At 70.1% G+C, this 14520-nt stretch carries 13 protein-coding genes; 4 read left to right on the forward strand and 9 right to left on the reverse strand.

The features are described from left to right. Positions 1 to 168: 168 nt before the first annotated feature. Positions 169 to 954, reverse strand: coding sequence for a S1 family peptidase (locus tag ACZ6I3_RS28040; protein ID WP_469418348.1), 786 nt, complete (start codon positions 952 to 954; stop codon positions 169 to 171). Positions 955 to 1198: 244 nt separating this feature from the next. After that, on the reverse strand, positions 1199 to 1804 hold the full coding sequence (locus ACZ6I3_RS28045) for a YceI family protein (protein ID WP_469418349.1): 606 nt from the start codon (positions 1802 to 1804) through the stop codon (positions 1199 to 1201). A 372-nt stretch (positions 1805 to 2176) separates the two neighbouring features. Here ACZ6I3_RS28045 and ACZ6I3_RS28050 point away from each other — a divergent pair, with 372 nt between their 5' ends. The 4 genes from ACZ6I3_RS28050 to ACZ6I3_RS28065 all read left to right on the forward strand — a co-directional run bounded on the left by ACZ6I3_RS28050 (position 2177) and on the right by ACZ6I3_RS28065 (position 7501). Next, entirely contained in the window at positions 2177 to 2983 is an 807-nt protein-coding gene (locus ACZ6I3_RS28050; protein ID WP_469418350.1) for an SDR family NAD(P)-dependent oxidoreductase, read from the forward strand. Positions 2984 to 3154: 171 nt separating this feature from the next. Next, positions 3155 to 5533 (forward strand): polysaccharide lyase 8 family protein, encoded by a 2379-nt coding sequence (locus tag ACZ6I3_RS28055; protein WP_469418352.1) that lies wholly within the window; start codon positions 3155 to 3157, stop codon positions 5531 to 5533. A gap of 154 nt (positions 5534 to 5687) precedes the next feature. Next, positions 5688 to 7271: an acyl-CoA carboxylase subunit beta gene (locus ACZ6I3_RS28060; protein ID WP_382496998.1), complete on the forward strand. Its 1584-nt coding sequence runs from the start codon at positions 5688 to 5690 to the stop codon at positions 7269 to 7271. 35 nt (positions 7272 to 7306) lie between these two features. Continuing rightward, complete coding sequence (locus ACZ6I3_RS28065) at positions 7307 to 7501, forward strand: acyl-CoA carboxylase subunit epsilon (RefSeq protein ID WP_391102602.1); 195 nt, start codon at positions 7307 to 7309, stop codon at positions 7499 to 7501. Between the two features lie 166 nt (positions 7502 to 7667). Here the strand turns inward: ACZ6I3_RS28065 and ACZ6I3_RS28070 are convergent, their stop codons facing one another. From ACZ6I3_RS28070 to ACZ6I3_RS28100, 7 genes are all read right to left on the reverse strand, one after another. After that, positions 7668 to 8249, reverse strand: coding sequence for a GTP-binding protein (locus ACZ6I3_RS28070; RefSeq protein ID WP_009314218.1), 582 nt, complete (start codon positions 8247 to 8249; stop codon positions 7668 to 7670). Continuing rightward, a complete protein-coding gene (locus ACZ6I3_RS28075; RefSeq protein ID WP_469418354.1) occupies positions 8230 to 8808 on the reverse strand; it encodes a DUF742 domain-containing protein in 579 nt (192 codons plus the stop codon). Before ACZ6I3_RS28075 ends, ACZ6I3_RS28070 begins: the two co-directional genes overlap by 20 nt. A gap of 94 nt (positions 8809 to 8902) precedes the next feature. Beyond that, entirely contained in the window at positions 8903 to 9316 is a 414-nt protein-coding gene (locus ACZ6I3_RS28080; RefSeq protein WP_469418356.1) for a roadblock/LC7 domain-containing protein, read from the reverse strand. A 10-nt stretch (positions 9317 to 9326) separates the two neighbouring features. Further along, on the reverse strand, positions 9327 to 12662 hold the full coding sequence (locus tag ACZ6I3_RS28085; RefSeq protein ID WP_469418358.1) for a nitrate- and nitrite sensing domain-containing protein: 3336 nt from the start codon (positions 12660 to 12662) through the stop codon (positions 9327 to 9329). A gap of 377 nt (positions 12663 to 13039) precedes the next feature. Further along, a complete protein-coding gene (locus ACZ6I3_RS28090) occupies positions 13040 to 13615 on the reverse strand; it encodes a GTP-binding protein (protein WP_469418359.1) in 576 nt (191 codons plus the stop codon). After that, entirely contained in the window at positions 13596 to 13991 is a 396-nt protein-coding gene (locus ACZ6I3_RS28095) for a DUF742 domain-containing protein (protein ID WP_053668780.1), read from the reverse strand. The genes ACZ6I3_RS28090 and ACZ6I3_RS28095 overlap by 20 nt, the downstream gene beginning before the upstream one ends. 111 nt (positions 13992 to 14102) lie before the next feature. Then, positions 14103 to 14516, reverse strand: coding sequence for a roadblock/LC7 domain-containing protein (locus ACZ6I3_RS28100; RefSeq protein WP_030667329.1), 414 nt, complete (start codon positions 14514 to 14516; stop codon positions 14103 to 14105). Positions 14517 to 14520: the final 4 nt, after the last annotated feature.

The raw sequence follows: 14520 nt of genomic DNA on the forward strand, positions 1-14520 counted from the left end.
ACTCGGCGCCGATCCGCCCGGCCTGGTCGGGGCGGTCACCGCACGGGCGCCGGGACGCCGCCGGACGCTTCGGCCCGGCCAGGAGGTCACCCCGCCGCCGCACGACCACGGGCCCGGTGCCGAACCGCACCGGACCCGTGAGCCGTTCCGCTGTTGCCGAGGGGCGGGTCAGAGTGTGGACGCCGCCGAGGCTATGGCGGAGGCGAAGGTGGAGACCTCCGTGTAGACGCCGGGGGCGTCGGGCCGGGCACAGCCCTCGCCCCAGCTGACGATGCCGACCTGGATGAAGGCGCCGGCGTTGTCCTTGCGGAACATGGGGCCGCCGGAGTCGCCCTGGCAGGTGTCGACGCCGCCCGCGTCGAACCCGGCGCAGATCTCCTCGTTCGCGACGAGGCCGCTGTACAGACCGCCGTAGGCCTTGCACGCGGCGTCGCTGACGAACGGCACGGTCGCCTTCAGGAGGTAGCGCTGCTGGGAGCCGCCCTCACGGTTCGCGCCCCACCCGGCGACGGTGAAGTCACCGGTGTTGTACTGCGCGGTCGTGGCGATCTTCAGGGTCGGCAGGTTGATCGGCTGGGCGAGCTTGATGAGGGCCCAGTCCTTGCCGGTGCCGTTGTAGCCGGGCGCACGGAGCACCTTGGTGGAGCGGACCTGGACCCGGCCGCTCGTGGACTGCAGGTCGACTACCCCCGCGGTGGCGGTGATGCTCGTGTTGTTGCCCGAACTGCCCACGCAGTGCGCGGCCGTGAGCACGATCTGCTGGGTGTAGAGCGCGCCGCCGCAGCCCATGGACAGCCTGACCATGAACGGGAACTCACCCTGCGCGGCCCGTGTCCCGCCGACGACGGGCGACGGCGCGGCCTGCGCGGCGGTGACGGGCTGAAGGCTGGCGATCGCGAGCGCGGCGGCGCCGACGACCGCGCATCTCTTGAGAGCAGTGAGAAGTCTCTTCAACGTGATGCCTTCCGTGGGGGGTTGACCTGGGGAGATGTACAACCGAAGCATCCGTTTGACGAGCGCATGTCAGCAGCAGGGCCAAAAAAACGTCCATGTGCTGGCATGGACCGGTCAAAATTCTGCTGCTGGATTATGAGAACGCCGCGAGTCCTCGCACAAGAGGCCCGATTCGGCCACGCCGCACGGAGTCGTCCCGTGCGGCGTGGCCGGAGGTGCGGGCGGTTCAGGAGGTGCAGGCGGTTCAGGCGTTCCTGATCGCCGAGATGTCGAAGTTGAGCTTGATCTTGTCGGAGACGAGGACACCGCCGGTCTCCAGGGCGGCGTTCCAGGTCAGGCCCCACTCGGAGCGCAGGATCTCCGCCTTGCCCTCGAAGCCGACGCGCTCGTTGCCGAAGGGGTCCTTCGCGGCGCCGTTGAACTCCAGGTCGATGGCGAGGGGGCGGGTCGTGCCGAGGATCGTCAGGTCACCGGTGATGCGGTAGTCGTCGCCGCCGAGGGACTCCGCCTTGGTGGAACGGAACGTCATGGCCGGGAACTCGTCCGCCTTGAAGAAGTCCGCGCTCTTGAGGTGGCCGTCCCGGTCGGCGTTGCCCGTGTCGATGCTGTCCATCACGACGTCGAGGGAGGCCGAGGACCGCGAGGGGTCGTTGCCGTCGAGGTGCAGCGTGCCCGTGAAGTCCTGGAAGCCGCCCTTGACGTTGGTGACCATGGCGTGGCGGGCGACGAAGCCGATCGTCGAGTGCGCGGGGTCGATCGTGTAGTCGCCGGTCAGGGCGGCCAGCTCCGGCCGTACGGCGCCGGACGTGGCGGTGGCGGTCTCGGTGTCCTTGCTGCTGAAGATGCTCATGGGTACGCCTCCTGCGCGTGATGTGATGCCGACTCTTGATGTTGAATCTTGAACTACATCAACGCGCACCACCGTAGACCTATTCCGGTTCAATGTTCAACATCATTGGGGGCTGTGTCGCGATACCGCCGCCTGGCGGCACCGAGCGGCCCGCAGGGGTGGTCCTGCCGTGGCCGTCACGGACGGGCCCGGCCCGTGGACCGCCAACGGAAACGGGCACGTCGGACCGGGTGAGCCGGGCCCGTGAGAGGGCTCCAGCACTGGCGCGGTGCACCGAAAGGGCGGTGTCCTGGAAGAGGAGGTTCCGTGTGGCGGGACCCGCAGGGAGACACCCGAGACCACGGCGGACGTACAGCGCAGGGAGACCGACCGATGACACTCACCGGCTCCGGCTCGGCCTACGACCCACCGGGCCCCGCGGCCCCTTCCAAGGTGCGCGAGCACGGCCCGGCCCGGCGTCTGGACCGGCGCGTGGCCCTCGTCACCGGGGCCTCCTCGGGCATCGGGGCGGCCACGGCACGGCGATTCGCCATGGACGGCTGGCAACTGCTCCTCAACGGGCGCGACCGGCGTTGCCTGGAGCAGACGGCGTCCGGCACCTCGGCCCTCGTCCTGCCCGCCGACCTCGCCTCCCCGGGCGGTCCGCGCCTGCTGGCCCAGTCCGCGCTGCACGCGACCGGCCGGATCGACGTCCTGTTCGCCGGGGCGGACATCGGCTGGACGGGCCCGTTCGCCGCCATGCCGCACACCGACATCGACCGGGTGCTCGCCCTGGACCTCAACGCCACGCTCCACCTCGTGCGGGAGGTGCTGCCGTCCATGATCGCGGCCGGCCGGGGCCGGGTGGTGCTGCTCGGCTCGGTCGCGGGCCGCGTGGGCGTACGGGAGGAAGCGGTGCACTCCGCAGCCAAGGCGGGCCTCGCCGCCTTCGCCGACGCGGTGCGCCAGGAACTGCGCGGCACGGGCGTGGGCGTGACCTTCGTCGTGCCCGGCCGCGCCGGCCCCACCGGCAGGGACAGCCCCCGGCCCGTCTCGCCCGGCAGCGTCGCCCACGAGGTCTGGGAGGCCGTACGCCAGGACCGCGACGAGGCCTGCACCCCCACCTGGCGAACCCTCCCGCCCCGCATCCGGACCCTGGCCCCGACGCTGTACCGCCGCCTGCTGAGGCCCTTCGGCTGACGAACGGTACCCAACGCGCTCCGTGCTCCCAGGGAGCCAGGGCGGCCCCGCAGCGGGCCCGCTAGCCCCTCCGCGCGCTCCACATCCCCTCGTTCCCCCATCCCGGTCGTCCCGGTCACCACGGCCGGATCCTCCGTTCAGGTGAGCGACTCCCCGTGGTAGGGCATGGGCATGACTCCCCAGCGTCGTGGATTCCCTCGCCGTACGGCCAAGGCCGCCACCACCCTGTTCCGCCCCAGCCGCCGGGCCCTGCTGCTCGCGGCCGCGGCGCTGGCGGCGACCGGCGCCACGACGCCCACGCCCCGCGGCACGGAGGCATCCGAAGCCGAGGACCCTTACGAAACCCTGCGCCGCCGCTGGCTCGGCATCGCCCTCGGCGACGGCTACGACCCGGCCGCGGAGCCGTACGCATCCCGGCTCGCCGAGACCGGTGAACTCGCCCGCGGCCTGCGCGCCTCCATGGCCCCGGCGGCGAACTCCCTCTGGCCCGGGCACCCCTTCGACCCGCCGGCCGGCATCACCCTCAGCTACGGCCGCCTGTGGACCATGACCCAGGCCTACGTCCAGCAGGGCACCGGCTCGACCGCCGACCCGGACCTCCTCGCCGACGTCCTGCGCGGCCTCGACCACCTCTCCGCGACCGTCTACAACCCCGCCACCACCCGCTACGGCAACTGGTGGGAATGGCAGATCGGCAGCCCCCGCCTGCTCACCGACATCACCGCCGCCCTGTACGACGAGCTGGGCGACGCCCGCGTCCAGGCCGCCTGCGCCGCCGTCGACCACTTCGTCCCCGCCTCGGCCCTCGGCGACTACACCGGCACCTCCACCGGCGCCAACCGCGTCGACCTGTGCCGCTCCGTCGTCCTGCGCGGCATCCTCGGCCGCGACCCGGCCAGGATCTCCCTCGCCCGGGACGCGCTCTCCCCGGTCTTCCCGTACGTCACCCGGGGCGACGGCCTCTACGCCGACGGCTCCTTCGTCCAGCACACCTGGGTCGCCTACTCGGGCACCTACGGACAGGTCATGCTCGACGGCCTCGGCCGGCTTTTCGCCCTGCTCGCCGGATCCGACTGGGCGGTCACCGACCCGAACCGGCAGATCATCCTCGACAGCGTCGAGCACGCCTACGCCCCGCTCATCCACGACGGACTCGTCATGGACAGCGTCAACGGCCGGGCCATCAGCCGCGGCTACCTCACCACCGACGACCGCAAGGTCATGCGGAGCGACCACTTCCACGGACAGCAGCTCATCGCGGCCATCGCCCTCCTCGCGGGCGCCGCCACCCCCGCGGAACGCGACCGCTGGCACGCCCGCGTCAAGGGCTGGATCGAACGGGACACGGTCACCCCGATCCTGACGGCACCCCAGTTCGGCGTCGCCGACCTGGCCCGGCTGCACGCCATCGCCGCCTCACCCGCCCCGGCCGCACCCGAACCCACCGGACACCACCTCTTCGCGGCCATGGACCGTGCCGTCCACCGCCGCCCCGGATTCACCGTGAACATCGCCATGGCCAGCGACCGCGTCGCCCACTACGAGTGCGGCAACGGCGAGAACCCACGCGGCTGGCACACCGGCGCGGGGATGGTCAGCTGGTGGTCCGGCGCGAGCGACCAGTACACGGACTGGTTCTGGCCGACGGTGGACTGGTACCGCCTGCCCGGCACCACCGTCTCCACCAAGCGCCTCGCCGACCGGGAAGGCGGCGAGTGGGGCACCGCCCGCCCGGACGCACGCTGGGCCGGCGGCACCACCGACGGCGAGTACGCCGCGCTCGGCCAGCACCTCAAGGGCCTCGGCTCCACCCTCCAGGCCCGCAAGTCCTGGTTCTGCGTCGCGGACGCGGTGATCTGCCTGGGCGCCGGGATCAGCTGCGCCGACGGCGTCCCGGTGGAGACGATCGTCGACAACCGCAACCTCGGCGAGTCCGGCACCCAGCGCTTCACCAAGGGCCCGAACTGGGCCCACCTGGAGGACCACGGCGGCTGGATCCTGCTCGACGGCGAGCCGAAGGCCGTGCGCGAGGACCGCACCGGCGCCTGGGCCGACATCAACACCGGCAGCACCCCGGAGCGGCGCACCCGCCGCTGGCAGACCCTCTGGCTCGACCACGGCACCGACCCGCAGGACGCCGCGTACGCCTACGTCCTCATGCCCGGGGCGTCCCGCCGCGCGGTCGCACACCGCGCGGCCCACCTCGACCGGCTGTCGATCCTCGCCAACGACGCCACCTGCCAGGCGGTCACCGTGCACTCCCTGGGCTGCACGGCCGCGAACTTCTGGCAGGCCGGCACCGCGGGCCCGCTCACCGCCTCCGCCGGCGCGAGCGTGCTGACCGTCCGCCGGGGCCGTACCGCTACCCTCTGTGCGAGCGAGCCGCCCCGCTCGGGCCGGCCGCTGGAGATCACCTGGGACCGCCCGGTCCGCCGGGTCGTCCGCGCGGACGAGACCGTCGAGGTGCTCTCGACCGGCCCTCGACTGAGGCTGCGCGTCACCCCGGGGGAGGTATGCGCGACGCACCGATGTGAGGTGACTCTCGGTTGAGGTCTTTGTGCGACCCCTACAAGCCGCACACCCTCTGAGCAGTCGGATTGGCTGCACCGCACCATGGTTCTGTTCAGGGGTACCAGGAAAACACGCCGGAGACTGTGAGGAGTCGACGGCCCGCTTTCCTGGGTTCGCTTCGTAAGGTCGCTACATGACCGTTTTGGATGAGGCGCCGGGTGAGCCGACCGACGCGCGCGGACGCGTGGCCGAACTGCACGAGATCCGTGCGCAGGCGGTGGCCGGACCGAGCGAGAAGGCGACCAAGGCGCAGCACGCCAAGGGCAAGCTGACCGCGCGGGAGCGCATCGAACTGCTCCTCGACCCGGATTCCTTCCGCGAGGTCGAGCAGCTCCGCCGGCACCGGGCCACGGGCTTCGGCCTGGAGGCCAAGAAGCCGTACACCGACGGTGTGATCACCGGCTGGGGGACGGTGGAGGGCCGGACGGTCTTCGTCTACGCCCATGACTTCCGGGTCTTCGGCGGCGCGCTGGGCGAGGCCCACGCCACGAAGATCCACAAGATCATGGACATGGCCATCGCGGCCGGGGCTCCTCTGGTCTCCCTGAACGACGGCGCCGGCGCCCGTATCCAGGAGGGCGTCTCCGCCCTCGCCGGCTACGGCGGCATCTTCCAGCGCAACACCAAGGCCTCGGGCGTGATCCCGCAGATCTCGGTGATGCTCGGCCCGTGCGCGGGCGGCGCGGCGTACAGCCCCGCCCTGACGGACTTCGTGTTCATGGTCCGCGAGACCTCGCAGATGTTCATCACCGGCCCGGACGTCGTCAAGGCGGTCACCGGCGAGGAGATCACCCAGAACGGCCTCGGCGGCGCCGACGTCCACGCCGAGACCAGCGGTGTCTGCCACTTCGCGTACGACGACGAGGAGACCTGCATCGCGGAGGTCCGCTACCTCCTCTCGCTCCTCCCGCAGAACAACCGCGAGAACCCGCCGCGCGCGGAGGCCACGGACGCCGTCGACCGCCGCTCGGACGTCCTGCTGGACCTGGTCCCGGCGGACGGCAACCGGCCGTACGACATGGCCAAGGTCATCGAGGAGATCGTCGACGACGGCGACTACCTGGAGGTCCACGAGCGCTGGGCGCGGAACATCATCTGCGCGCTGGGCCGGATGGACGGCCAGGTCGTCGGCATCGTCGCCAACCAGCCGCAGGCACTCGCCGGTGTCCTGGACATCGAGGCCTCCGAGAAGGCGGCCCGCTTCGTCCAGATGTGCGACGCCTTCAACATCCCGATCATCACTCTTCTGGACGTACCCGGGTTTCTGCCCGGCGTCGACCAGGAGCACGGTGGAATCATCCGCCACGGCGCGAAGCTGCTCTACGCCTACTGCAACGCGACCGTGCCGAGGATCTCGCTGATCCTGCGCAAGGCCTACGGAGGTGCGTACATCGTCATGGACAGCCAGTCCATCGGTGCGGACCTCACCTACGCCTGGCCGACGAACGAGATCGCCGTCATGGGCGCGGAGGGTGCGGCCAACGTCATCTTCCGCCGCCAGATCGCCGAGGCCGAGGACCCCGAGGCCATGCGGGCCCGCATGGTCAAGGAGTACAAGTCCGAGCTGATGCACCCGTACTACGCGGCGGAGCGTGGCCTGGTCGACGACGTCATCGACCCCGCCGAGACCCGCGAGGTCCTGATCAAGTCCCTCGCGATGCTCCAGACCAAGCACGCGGACCTGCCGTCCCGCAAGCACGGCAACCCGCCGCAGTAACCCTGCGGACATCTTCCTCACGGAGACTGACACCCATGGACTTGCCTGACATCCGCGTCGAGAAGGGCCACGCCGAGCCCGAGGAAGTCGCCGCCATCACGGCGATCCTCCTGGCCCGCGCCGCCGCCCGCCCCACCGACCCCACCCCGACGCACCGCGGCCGCGTCAAGGCCGGCTGGCGCCGCCTGGAACGCGAGCCGGGCTTCCGAGCCCCCCACAGCTGGCGCTGACCCCAGCACCTCAAAGAGGCCCCTCCACACGGAGGGGCCTCTGCTTTGTGCTTTTGGCCTTTAGGGGCGCGGGAAACTGCGCGACAAGCCACAGACAACCCGCACCCGGCAACACAACAGCCCCCGGCAACCCAGAGGCCGCCAGGGGCTGTCCCACAGCAAGTGATTACCGAAGCCGCGCCATCAGCGCGTGCTCAACCAGCGTGATCAACGCCGACTTCGCATCGGCCCGATGCCGAGCGTCCGTCGTGATGATCGGCGTGTCCGGCCCGATCTGCAGAGCCTCCCGCACCTCGTCCGGGTTGTACGGCTGCTGCCCGTCGAACCCGTTCAGCGCGATCACGAACGGCAGACCCGAGTTCTCGAAGTAGTCGACGGCCGGGAAGCAGTCGGCCAGACGCCGCGTGTCCACCAGGACGATCGCGCCGATGGCGCCGCGCACCAGGTCGTCCCACATGAACCAGAAGCGGTCCTGGCCGGGCGTACCGAAGAGGTACAGGATCAGGTCCTGGTCCAGGGTGATACGGCCGAAGTCCATGGCGACCGTGGTGGTCGTCTTGTCCCCGGTGTGGGTGAGATCGTCGATGCCCGCCGAAGCGGACGTCATGACGGCCTCGGTACGCAGCGGGTTGATCTCCGAGACGGCCCCGACGAACGTGGTCTTGCCCACGCCGAAGCCACCCGCCACCACGATCTTCGCTGAGGTGGTGGAGCGGGAAGGACCGCCGCTAGAGCTTGCGAAGTCCACTGAGCACCCTTTCGAGCAGTGTCACGTCTGGCTGGCCGCCGGCGTTCTCGTCGCCGCCGGGCTGATGGATGGCGACCAGTCCCGCCTCCGCCAAGTCGGCGACGAGGATCCTGGCCACGCCGAGAGGGATCGTGAGGAGCGCCGAGATCTCGGCGACCGACTTGATTTCCCGGCAGAGGTTGCAGATCCGCTGATGCTCGGGCAACTGGCCCTGCATCTGGTGCGGCTGCGCAGTGGTGTGCACCAGCGCCTCGATGGCGAGCTGGTAACGCGGGCGGGTCCGGCCACCGGTCATGGCGTACGGACGCACCAGCGGGTTGTTCGACGCCCCGGCGGGCGCCGGCTCGGGGGTGCGGCGCTGCGGCTGCACAGGCTGGATACGCGGGGCCGGCGGCTGGTCGTACGGCGACGGGCCGGGGCCCTGCGGCGCGTACGGCTGCCGGTGGCTCGGTGTGGAGGGGAAGTTGTAACGGTTCGGGTTCTGCGCACCGTCGTTCTGGCCCTGGCCAGGGCCGTACGACCAGTTGCCCGAAGCCGAACCGCCTGGGGGTGTTGCCACTTTCTCCTCCTCCGACTGTGCCTGGCACCCATCGCTGTGGAGCCGCGTTCCGAAACTTTACGGCCACGGGGCGCCAAAACGCACCGTCCGTCCGTTAGTTGAGCAGGCTCCCCTGGAGCTCCGCACGAAGGTCCGGTGTCAGGACCGTACCGGCTCGGTCCACCAGCAGCGCCATCTCGTACCCGATGAGACCGATGTCCGCCTCGGGATGTGCGAGAACCGCGAGCGAGGAACCGTCGGATACGGACATGATGAAGAGGAATCCCCGCTCCATCTCCACAACCGTCTGGTTCACAGGGCCTCCCTCGAAGATCCGGGAAGCGCCGGCCGTCAGTGACGTCAGACCGGAAGCGACGGCCGCGAGCTGATCGGCGCGGTCGCGGGGGAAGCCTTCGGACATCGCCAGAAGGAGTCCGTCGGCGGAGACCACCACCGTGTGGGACACCCCCGGGGTGTTGTCCACGAAGTTGGTGATCAACCAGTTCAGGTTCTGTGCCGCCTGGCTCATCGGGCTCACACTAACGCTCCTGGTTGTAGGTGCTGTCAGGACCACTGTGCTGATTCCACGTGGCCTGGCCGTTCGTTTCAGTGCCTGCGTTGCGTCCGCGTTCCACGCCGCGGCGCAGGTTGCTCAGCCTGCCCCGGACGTCCTCCGGGGCGCGGGAGACCTGGGGGCCTCCCTGGGGGGTGCTCTCGGCGGCACCCTCGATCAGGTTGGCCTTGGGTACCCGCCTCGGCAGGCCGGAGGAGGTGACCCCGCCCGCCCTGGGCTTCTTGAGCTGCGAAGCCTGCTGCCACCGCGCGTCGTTCGCCGAGCGCCAGTCGCTGTCGCCGTTGCTCTCCGGGGTGGAGGCCGGAGGCTCCTGGCTCACGTGCCGCGCGCCGCCCGTGCCGTTCGCACCACTCGCGGTCGATCCGCGGCGGGGAAGCCCCGCGTCGGTCGTCGAGTGGGCGGCGGAGTGAGCCGGTCCCGGACGGTCGAAGCCTACGCGGTCCTGCTCACTTGCGTCAGCGGCCTGCGCAGATTCCGTTTCCTGGGCCTGAGAAGGGTACTGGCTCGGGTAGCCGTTCCGGTAACCGTCCTGCTGCGGCCAGTCGTCCTGGTGACGACGCTGCTCGAAGGCGGGGAAGCTCTCGGGCACGCCCGCACCCTGCGCCGGGGGCTCCTGCTGGGCCGGCTCCGCATAGGAGGGGTCCGGGTAGCCGCCGTTCGGCGAGAAGGTGTCGTTCTGCGGCATGCCGCCGTTCGGCGCGTAGTACTGCTCGTCGTACGCGGGGCGCTGCGGCTCCTCGTACGCCGTGTGCCGCTGCTCCTCGTACTGCGCCTGCTGGTCCCCGTACGTCGCCTGACGGTCGTACGCGGAGGGCTGCTGCTGAGGGTAGCCGGTCCCGCCCGTGTCGTAGGCCTGGCCGGTGTCGTAGCCCTGCTGCCCGTTGAACTCCTCGGGGTACGCATGCCCCTCGTCGGGGTCCTGCGGGTTCCGCCCGGGCAGGGCGGGCTGCTCGTGCGACTGGGACTCCAGGGCAGCCCTGCGCTCGTCGCGCATCAGGGAGCGGCCGACGGGGTCCAGCTCACGTATGTCGTCGGGGACCTCGGAGTAGCGGCTGTCGTCGAAGCCGAGTTCCGCGGCCGTGCGCATGGGCTGGTGCTGCTGGTGGTTGAAGTTCTCGCCGCCGAAGTTCTGCTCCGGGATGATCTGCGAGACGGTGAACTCGTCGCGGTCCACGTGCTGCTCGCCGCCACCACCGTGGGTGATCGCGTCGGGCAGCATGACCAGCGAGGTCGTACCGGCCTGCTCGCCCGAGGGGCGCAGCTGGACGCGGATGCCGTGCCGGTCGGACAGCCGGCCGACCACGAAGAGGCCCATGCGCTGCGAGATCGCGGCGTCCACGGTCGGCGGGTTGGCCAGCTTGTGGTTGATGTCCGCGAAGTCCTCGGCGGTGAGGCCGATGCCCTTGTCGTGGATCTCGATCATGACCCGACCGTCGGGGAGACGGGTTGCGGTCACGCGAACCTTGGTCTGCGGGGAGGAGAACGTCGTGGCGTTCTCCAGCAGCTCGGCGAGCAGGTGCACGAGGTCGGTCACGGCACGGCCGTGGATCTCGGCCTCCGGGACACCGGACAGCTCGATGCGCTCGTACTGCTCCACCTCGGAGGAGGCGGCGCGCAGCACGTCGACCAGCGGCACCGGCTGGTCCCAGCGGCGGCCGGGCTCCTCGCCGGCGAGGACCAGGAGGTTCTCGCCGTTGCGGCGCATACGGGTCGCGAGGTGGTCCAGGCGGAAGAGGTTCTCCAGCTGGTCCGGGTCGGCCTCGTTGTTCTCCAGGTCGGTGATCAGGGTCAGCTGGCCCTCGATCAGCGACTGGTTGCGGCGCGACAGGTTGGTGAAGATCGCGTTGATGTTGCCCCGCAGCAGGGCCTGCTCGGCGGCGAGCCGGACGGCCTCGCGGTGGACCTGGTCGAAGGCGCGGGCGACTTCGCCGATCTCGTCCGTGGTGGTGATCGGGATGGCCTGGACGCGGGTGTCGACGCGGCCGGGGTCGGTGCGCGAGAGCTGGTCGACCAGCATCGGCAGACGCTGCTCGGCGATACCGAAGGCGGCGTTGCGCAGCTGGCGCATCGAGCGGCTCATCTGGCGGGCCACCGCGCCGGCCAGGATGAAGGCGAGGAGCAGGGCGACCACGACGGCGGCACCGGTGATGTAGGCGTCACGCTGGGCGTCGTCGGCGATGTCGGAGGCTTCGCTCACGGCCTTGTCGGCCATGTCCGCCTCGATCTTCTCGTACGCGTTGAACTTGAGCGTGTTGACCGCCCACCAGTTCTCGGCGGTGACGCCCTTCGTGCCGAGGGCGGCGCGGGCGCTCGGGTCGGTGCTCGGCAGCGTCGCGATGGCCGAGACCATCGTCGTCGTCTTGGCCGGCGGGGGGACGTAGTCCGGGTTCTTGGCCTTGGCCTCCCGGGCCATCGCGGCGCCGTCGACCTTGATCTTCGCCTCGGCCGCCTTGAGCTTGTCCGCGTCCTGCTCGGTACCGCCGCCTATGTACTCCTCGACGGCGATGCGCTCGAGGTAGGCGTACGAGGACAGGGCGATGCGCTGGCTGGCCAGGTTGCCGTCGTCCGGGCCCGGCTTGATCAGGATGTGCATGCCGATCGAGCGCTGCAGCGACAGGGCCGCCTTGGTGAGCTCGATGGCGTACACCGTCCGGCCGTAGCTGGTGATGTTTCCGGTGCCCAGGCCCAGCTCGTTGGCGAACTCCGTCAGCGGGTGGGCGACCTCGACGTAGCCCTCCTCGGTCTGCACACCCTTGAGCTTGGAGGTGTAGGCGACCTGGCGCAGGGTCTGCAGCTTCGGCTCCGCCTCGCGGAACAGCTTCAGACGGCGCTCGAGGCCGGGCTTGGCCGGCATGCTCTGTGCCGCGGTGTCGAAGGCGTCGGCGGCCTCGTCGGTGTCCTTGCGGACCTGGGCGACGGTCGCCTTGTCCTGGGCCGTCTGGGCGCTGCCCTTCAGCAGGGGCGCCGCCGACGTGTCGCGCTCGTTGTAGAGGGCGTTGGCGTACAGCAGGGAGGCCCGCACCAGACGCGCGGTGTTCTGCGCGTCCTCGGCCTCCTGCCAGGTGTCGATCGAGCTCTTCACCTGGAAGCCGCCCATGACGAGGCCGACGACCACGGGTATGAGCAGGATCGCGTTGAGCCTGGTCGCCACGCGCCAGTTGCGCGGGGAGAGACGGCCGCTGCTCTCGGCAGGCGCGGCCGTCGGCTCCGAACCGGGCACGGGGGCGGGCGCCGCTGTGCGCGGCGGCGGGGTGAAGTTGCCCCGGGCCGACGGCTCGGGACTGTTCTTGCTTCGCCTCACTCGACCAACAACCTCTCGGCGGTCGGCACCAACGTTGTGCCGCAGTGTCTCAGCGCCCAACACGTCGTCGACGGACGAGTGCGTCATTGACTATTGGGCAGTTCAGGCATTCCAGCACGACGACCTGCGCTCTTCCAAACAGTCCGGGGCGGGGATTCAGAGTGATGTAAGCCCCAGATAAAACGGTCATAAAGAGCGAGCCCCGCCAAAAGGCGGGGCGATTGTGCGCGCAGCGAGACCGGATGTGCGCGACGCGTGGCCGTACCACCCGATTCCTCTGCCGAAACGTTATGAACACCTTGGCCGACCGTGTCAAAGGACACAGTCGGCTCCGGTGCATCTACGACAACTGCCGTATGGCGCTCTTGAATTGCGTGCTACCTCAGTCGTGCCATCAAAGCGTGCTCGACCAGCGTGATCAGGGCACTCTTCGCATCGGCCCGATGGCGGGCGTCCGTCGTGATGATCGGGGTGTCCGGCCCGATCTGCAGCGCCTCGCGCACCTCCTCGGGCTGGTAGGGCTGCTGGCCCTCGAAGCCGTTCAGCGCGACGACGAAGGGCAGGCCGCTGTTCTCGAAGTAGTCGACGGCCGGGAAGCAGTCGGCCAGCCGGCGTGTGTCCACCAGGACGATCGCGCCGATGGCGCCGCGCACCAGGTCGTCCCACATGAACCAGAAGCGGTCCTGGCCGGGCGTACCGAAGAGGTACAGGATCAGGTCCTGGTCCAGGGTGATACGGCCGAAGTCCATGGCGACCGTGGTGGTCGTCTTGTCCCCGGTGTGGGTCAGGTCGTCGATCCCCGCGCTGGCGGAGGTCATGACGGCCTCGGTGCGCAGCGGGTTGATCTCCGAGACGGCACCGACGAACGTGGTCTTGCCCACGCCGAAGCCACCCGCCACCACGATCTTTGCGGACGTGGTGGAACGACCCGCGTCAGAGCTTGCGAAGTCCACTGAGCACCCTTTCGAGCAGTGTCACGTCCGGTGCACCGGTGGCGTCGTCGCCGCCCGGCTGGTGGATCGCGACGAGACCGGCCTCCGCGAGGTCCGCGACGAGGATCCTGGCCACACCCAGCGGCATGTTGAGCAGCGCCGAGACCTCGGCGACCGACTTCACCTCACGGCACAGGTGGCAGATGCGCTGGTGCTCCGGCAGCAGCCCCATGAGTGCCGCGGGGTCTGCGGTCGTGCTGATCAGAGCCTCGATGGCCAGCTGGTAGCGCGGCCGCGTCCGGCCGCCGGTCATGGCGTAAGGCCGTACCAGCGGCTGGTCGCCCTCATCCTCGTACGGCTCCGCGTACGGATCATGAGAGGCGGGGGGCGGGGTCATGGGTCCTCCGGGCGGGACAGCAAGTCGGTCAGTCGAGCCGTCTGACGGGGCCTGTGTGGGATCTGTGGCGGCCGGACGGTGATGTGGTGAGACGGGTGGTGCCGGGGCCGATCAGTGGAGCAGACTCCCTTGGAGCTCAGCTCGCAGGTCGGGGGTGAGGACCGCGCCCGCGCGGTCGACCAGGAGCGCCATCTCGTAGCCGACGAGGCCGATGTCGCAGTCGGGGTGTGCCAGAACGGCCAGCGACGAACCGTCCGAGACGGACATCAGGAAGAGGAACCCCCGCTCCATCTCCACGACCGTCTGCGCGACGTCGCCCCCCTCGAAGATCCGGGAGGCGCCTGCCGTCAGGGACGTCAGGCCCGAGGCGACGGCCGCGAGCTGGTCCGCGCGGTCACGCGGGAAGCCCTCCGACATCGCCAGGAGGAGACCGTCGGCGGACACGACGACGGTGTGGGACACCCCGGGGGTGTTGTCCACGAAGTTGGTGATCAACCAGTTGAGGTTCTGTGCCGCCTGGCTCATCGGA

The organism is Streptomyces sp. NPDC041940, assembly GCF_055589465.1.

Excerpts from the sequence above, each read along its gene's own strand:
- ACZ6I3_RS28045 (WP_469418349.1), bottom strand. The coding sequence starts at position 1,804 with ATGAGCATCTTCAGCAGCAAGGACACCGAGACCGCCACCGCCACGTCC.
- ACZ6I3_RS28050 (WP_469418350.1), top strand. The coding sequence starts at position 2,177 with ATGACACTCACCGGCTCCGGCTCGGCCTACGACCCACCGGGCCCCGCG.
- ACZ6I3_RS28055 (WP_469418352.1), top strand. The coding sequence starts at position 3,155 with ATGACTCCCCAGCGTCGTGGATTCCCTCGCCGTACGGCCAAGGCCGCC.
- ACZ6I3_RS28060 (WP_382496998.1), top strand. The coding sequence starts at position 5,688 with ATGACCGTTTTGGATGAGGCGCCGGGTGAGCCGACCGACGCGCGCGGA.
- ACZ6I3_RS28065 (WP_391102602.1), top strand. The coding sequence starts at position 7,307 with ATGGACTTGCCTGACATCCGCGTCGAGAAGGGCCACGCCGAGCCCGAG.
- ACZ6I3_RS28080 (WP_469418356.1), bottom strand. The coding sequence starts at position 9,316 with ATGAGCCAGGCGGCACAGAACCTGAACTGGTTGATCACCAACTTCGTG.
- ACZ6I3_RS28095 (WP_053668780.1), bottom strand. The coding sequence starts at position 13,991 with ATGACCCCGCCCCCCGCCTCTCATGATCCGTACGCGGAGCCGTACGAG.
- ACZ6I3_RS28100 (WP_030667329.1), bottom strand. The coding sequence starts at position 14,516 with ATGAGCCAGGCGGCACAGAACCTCAACTGGTTGATCACCAACTTCGTG.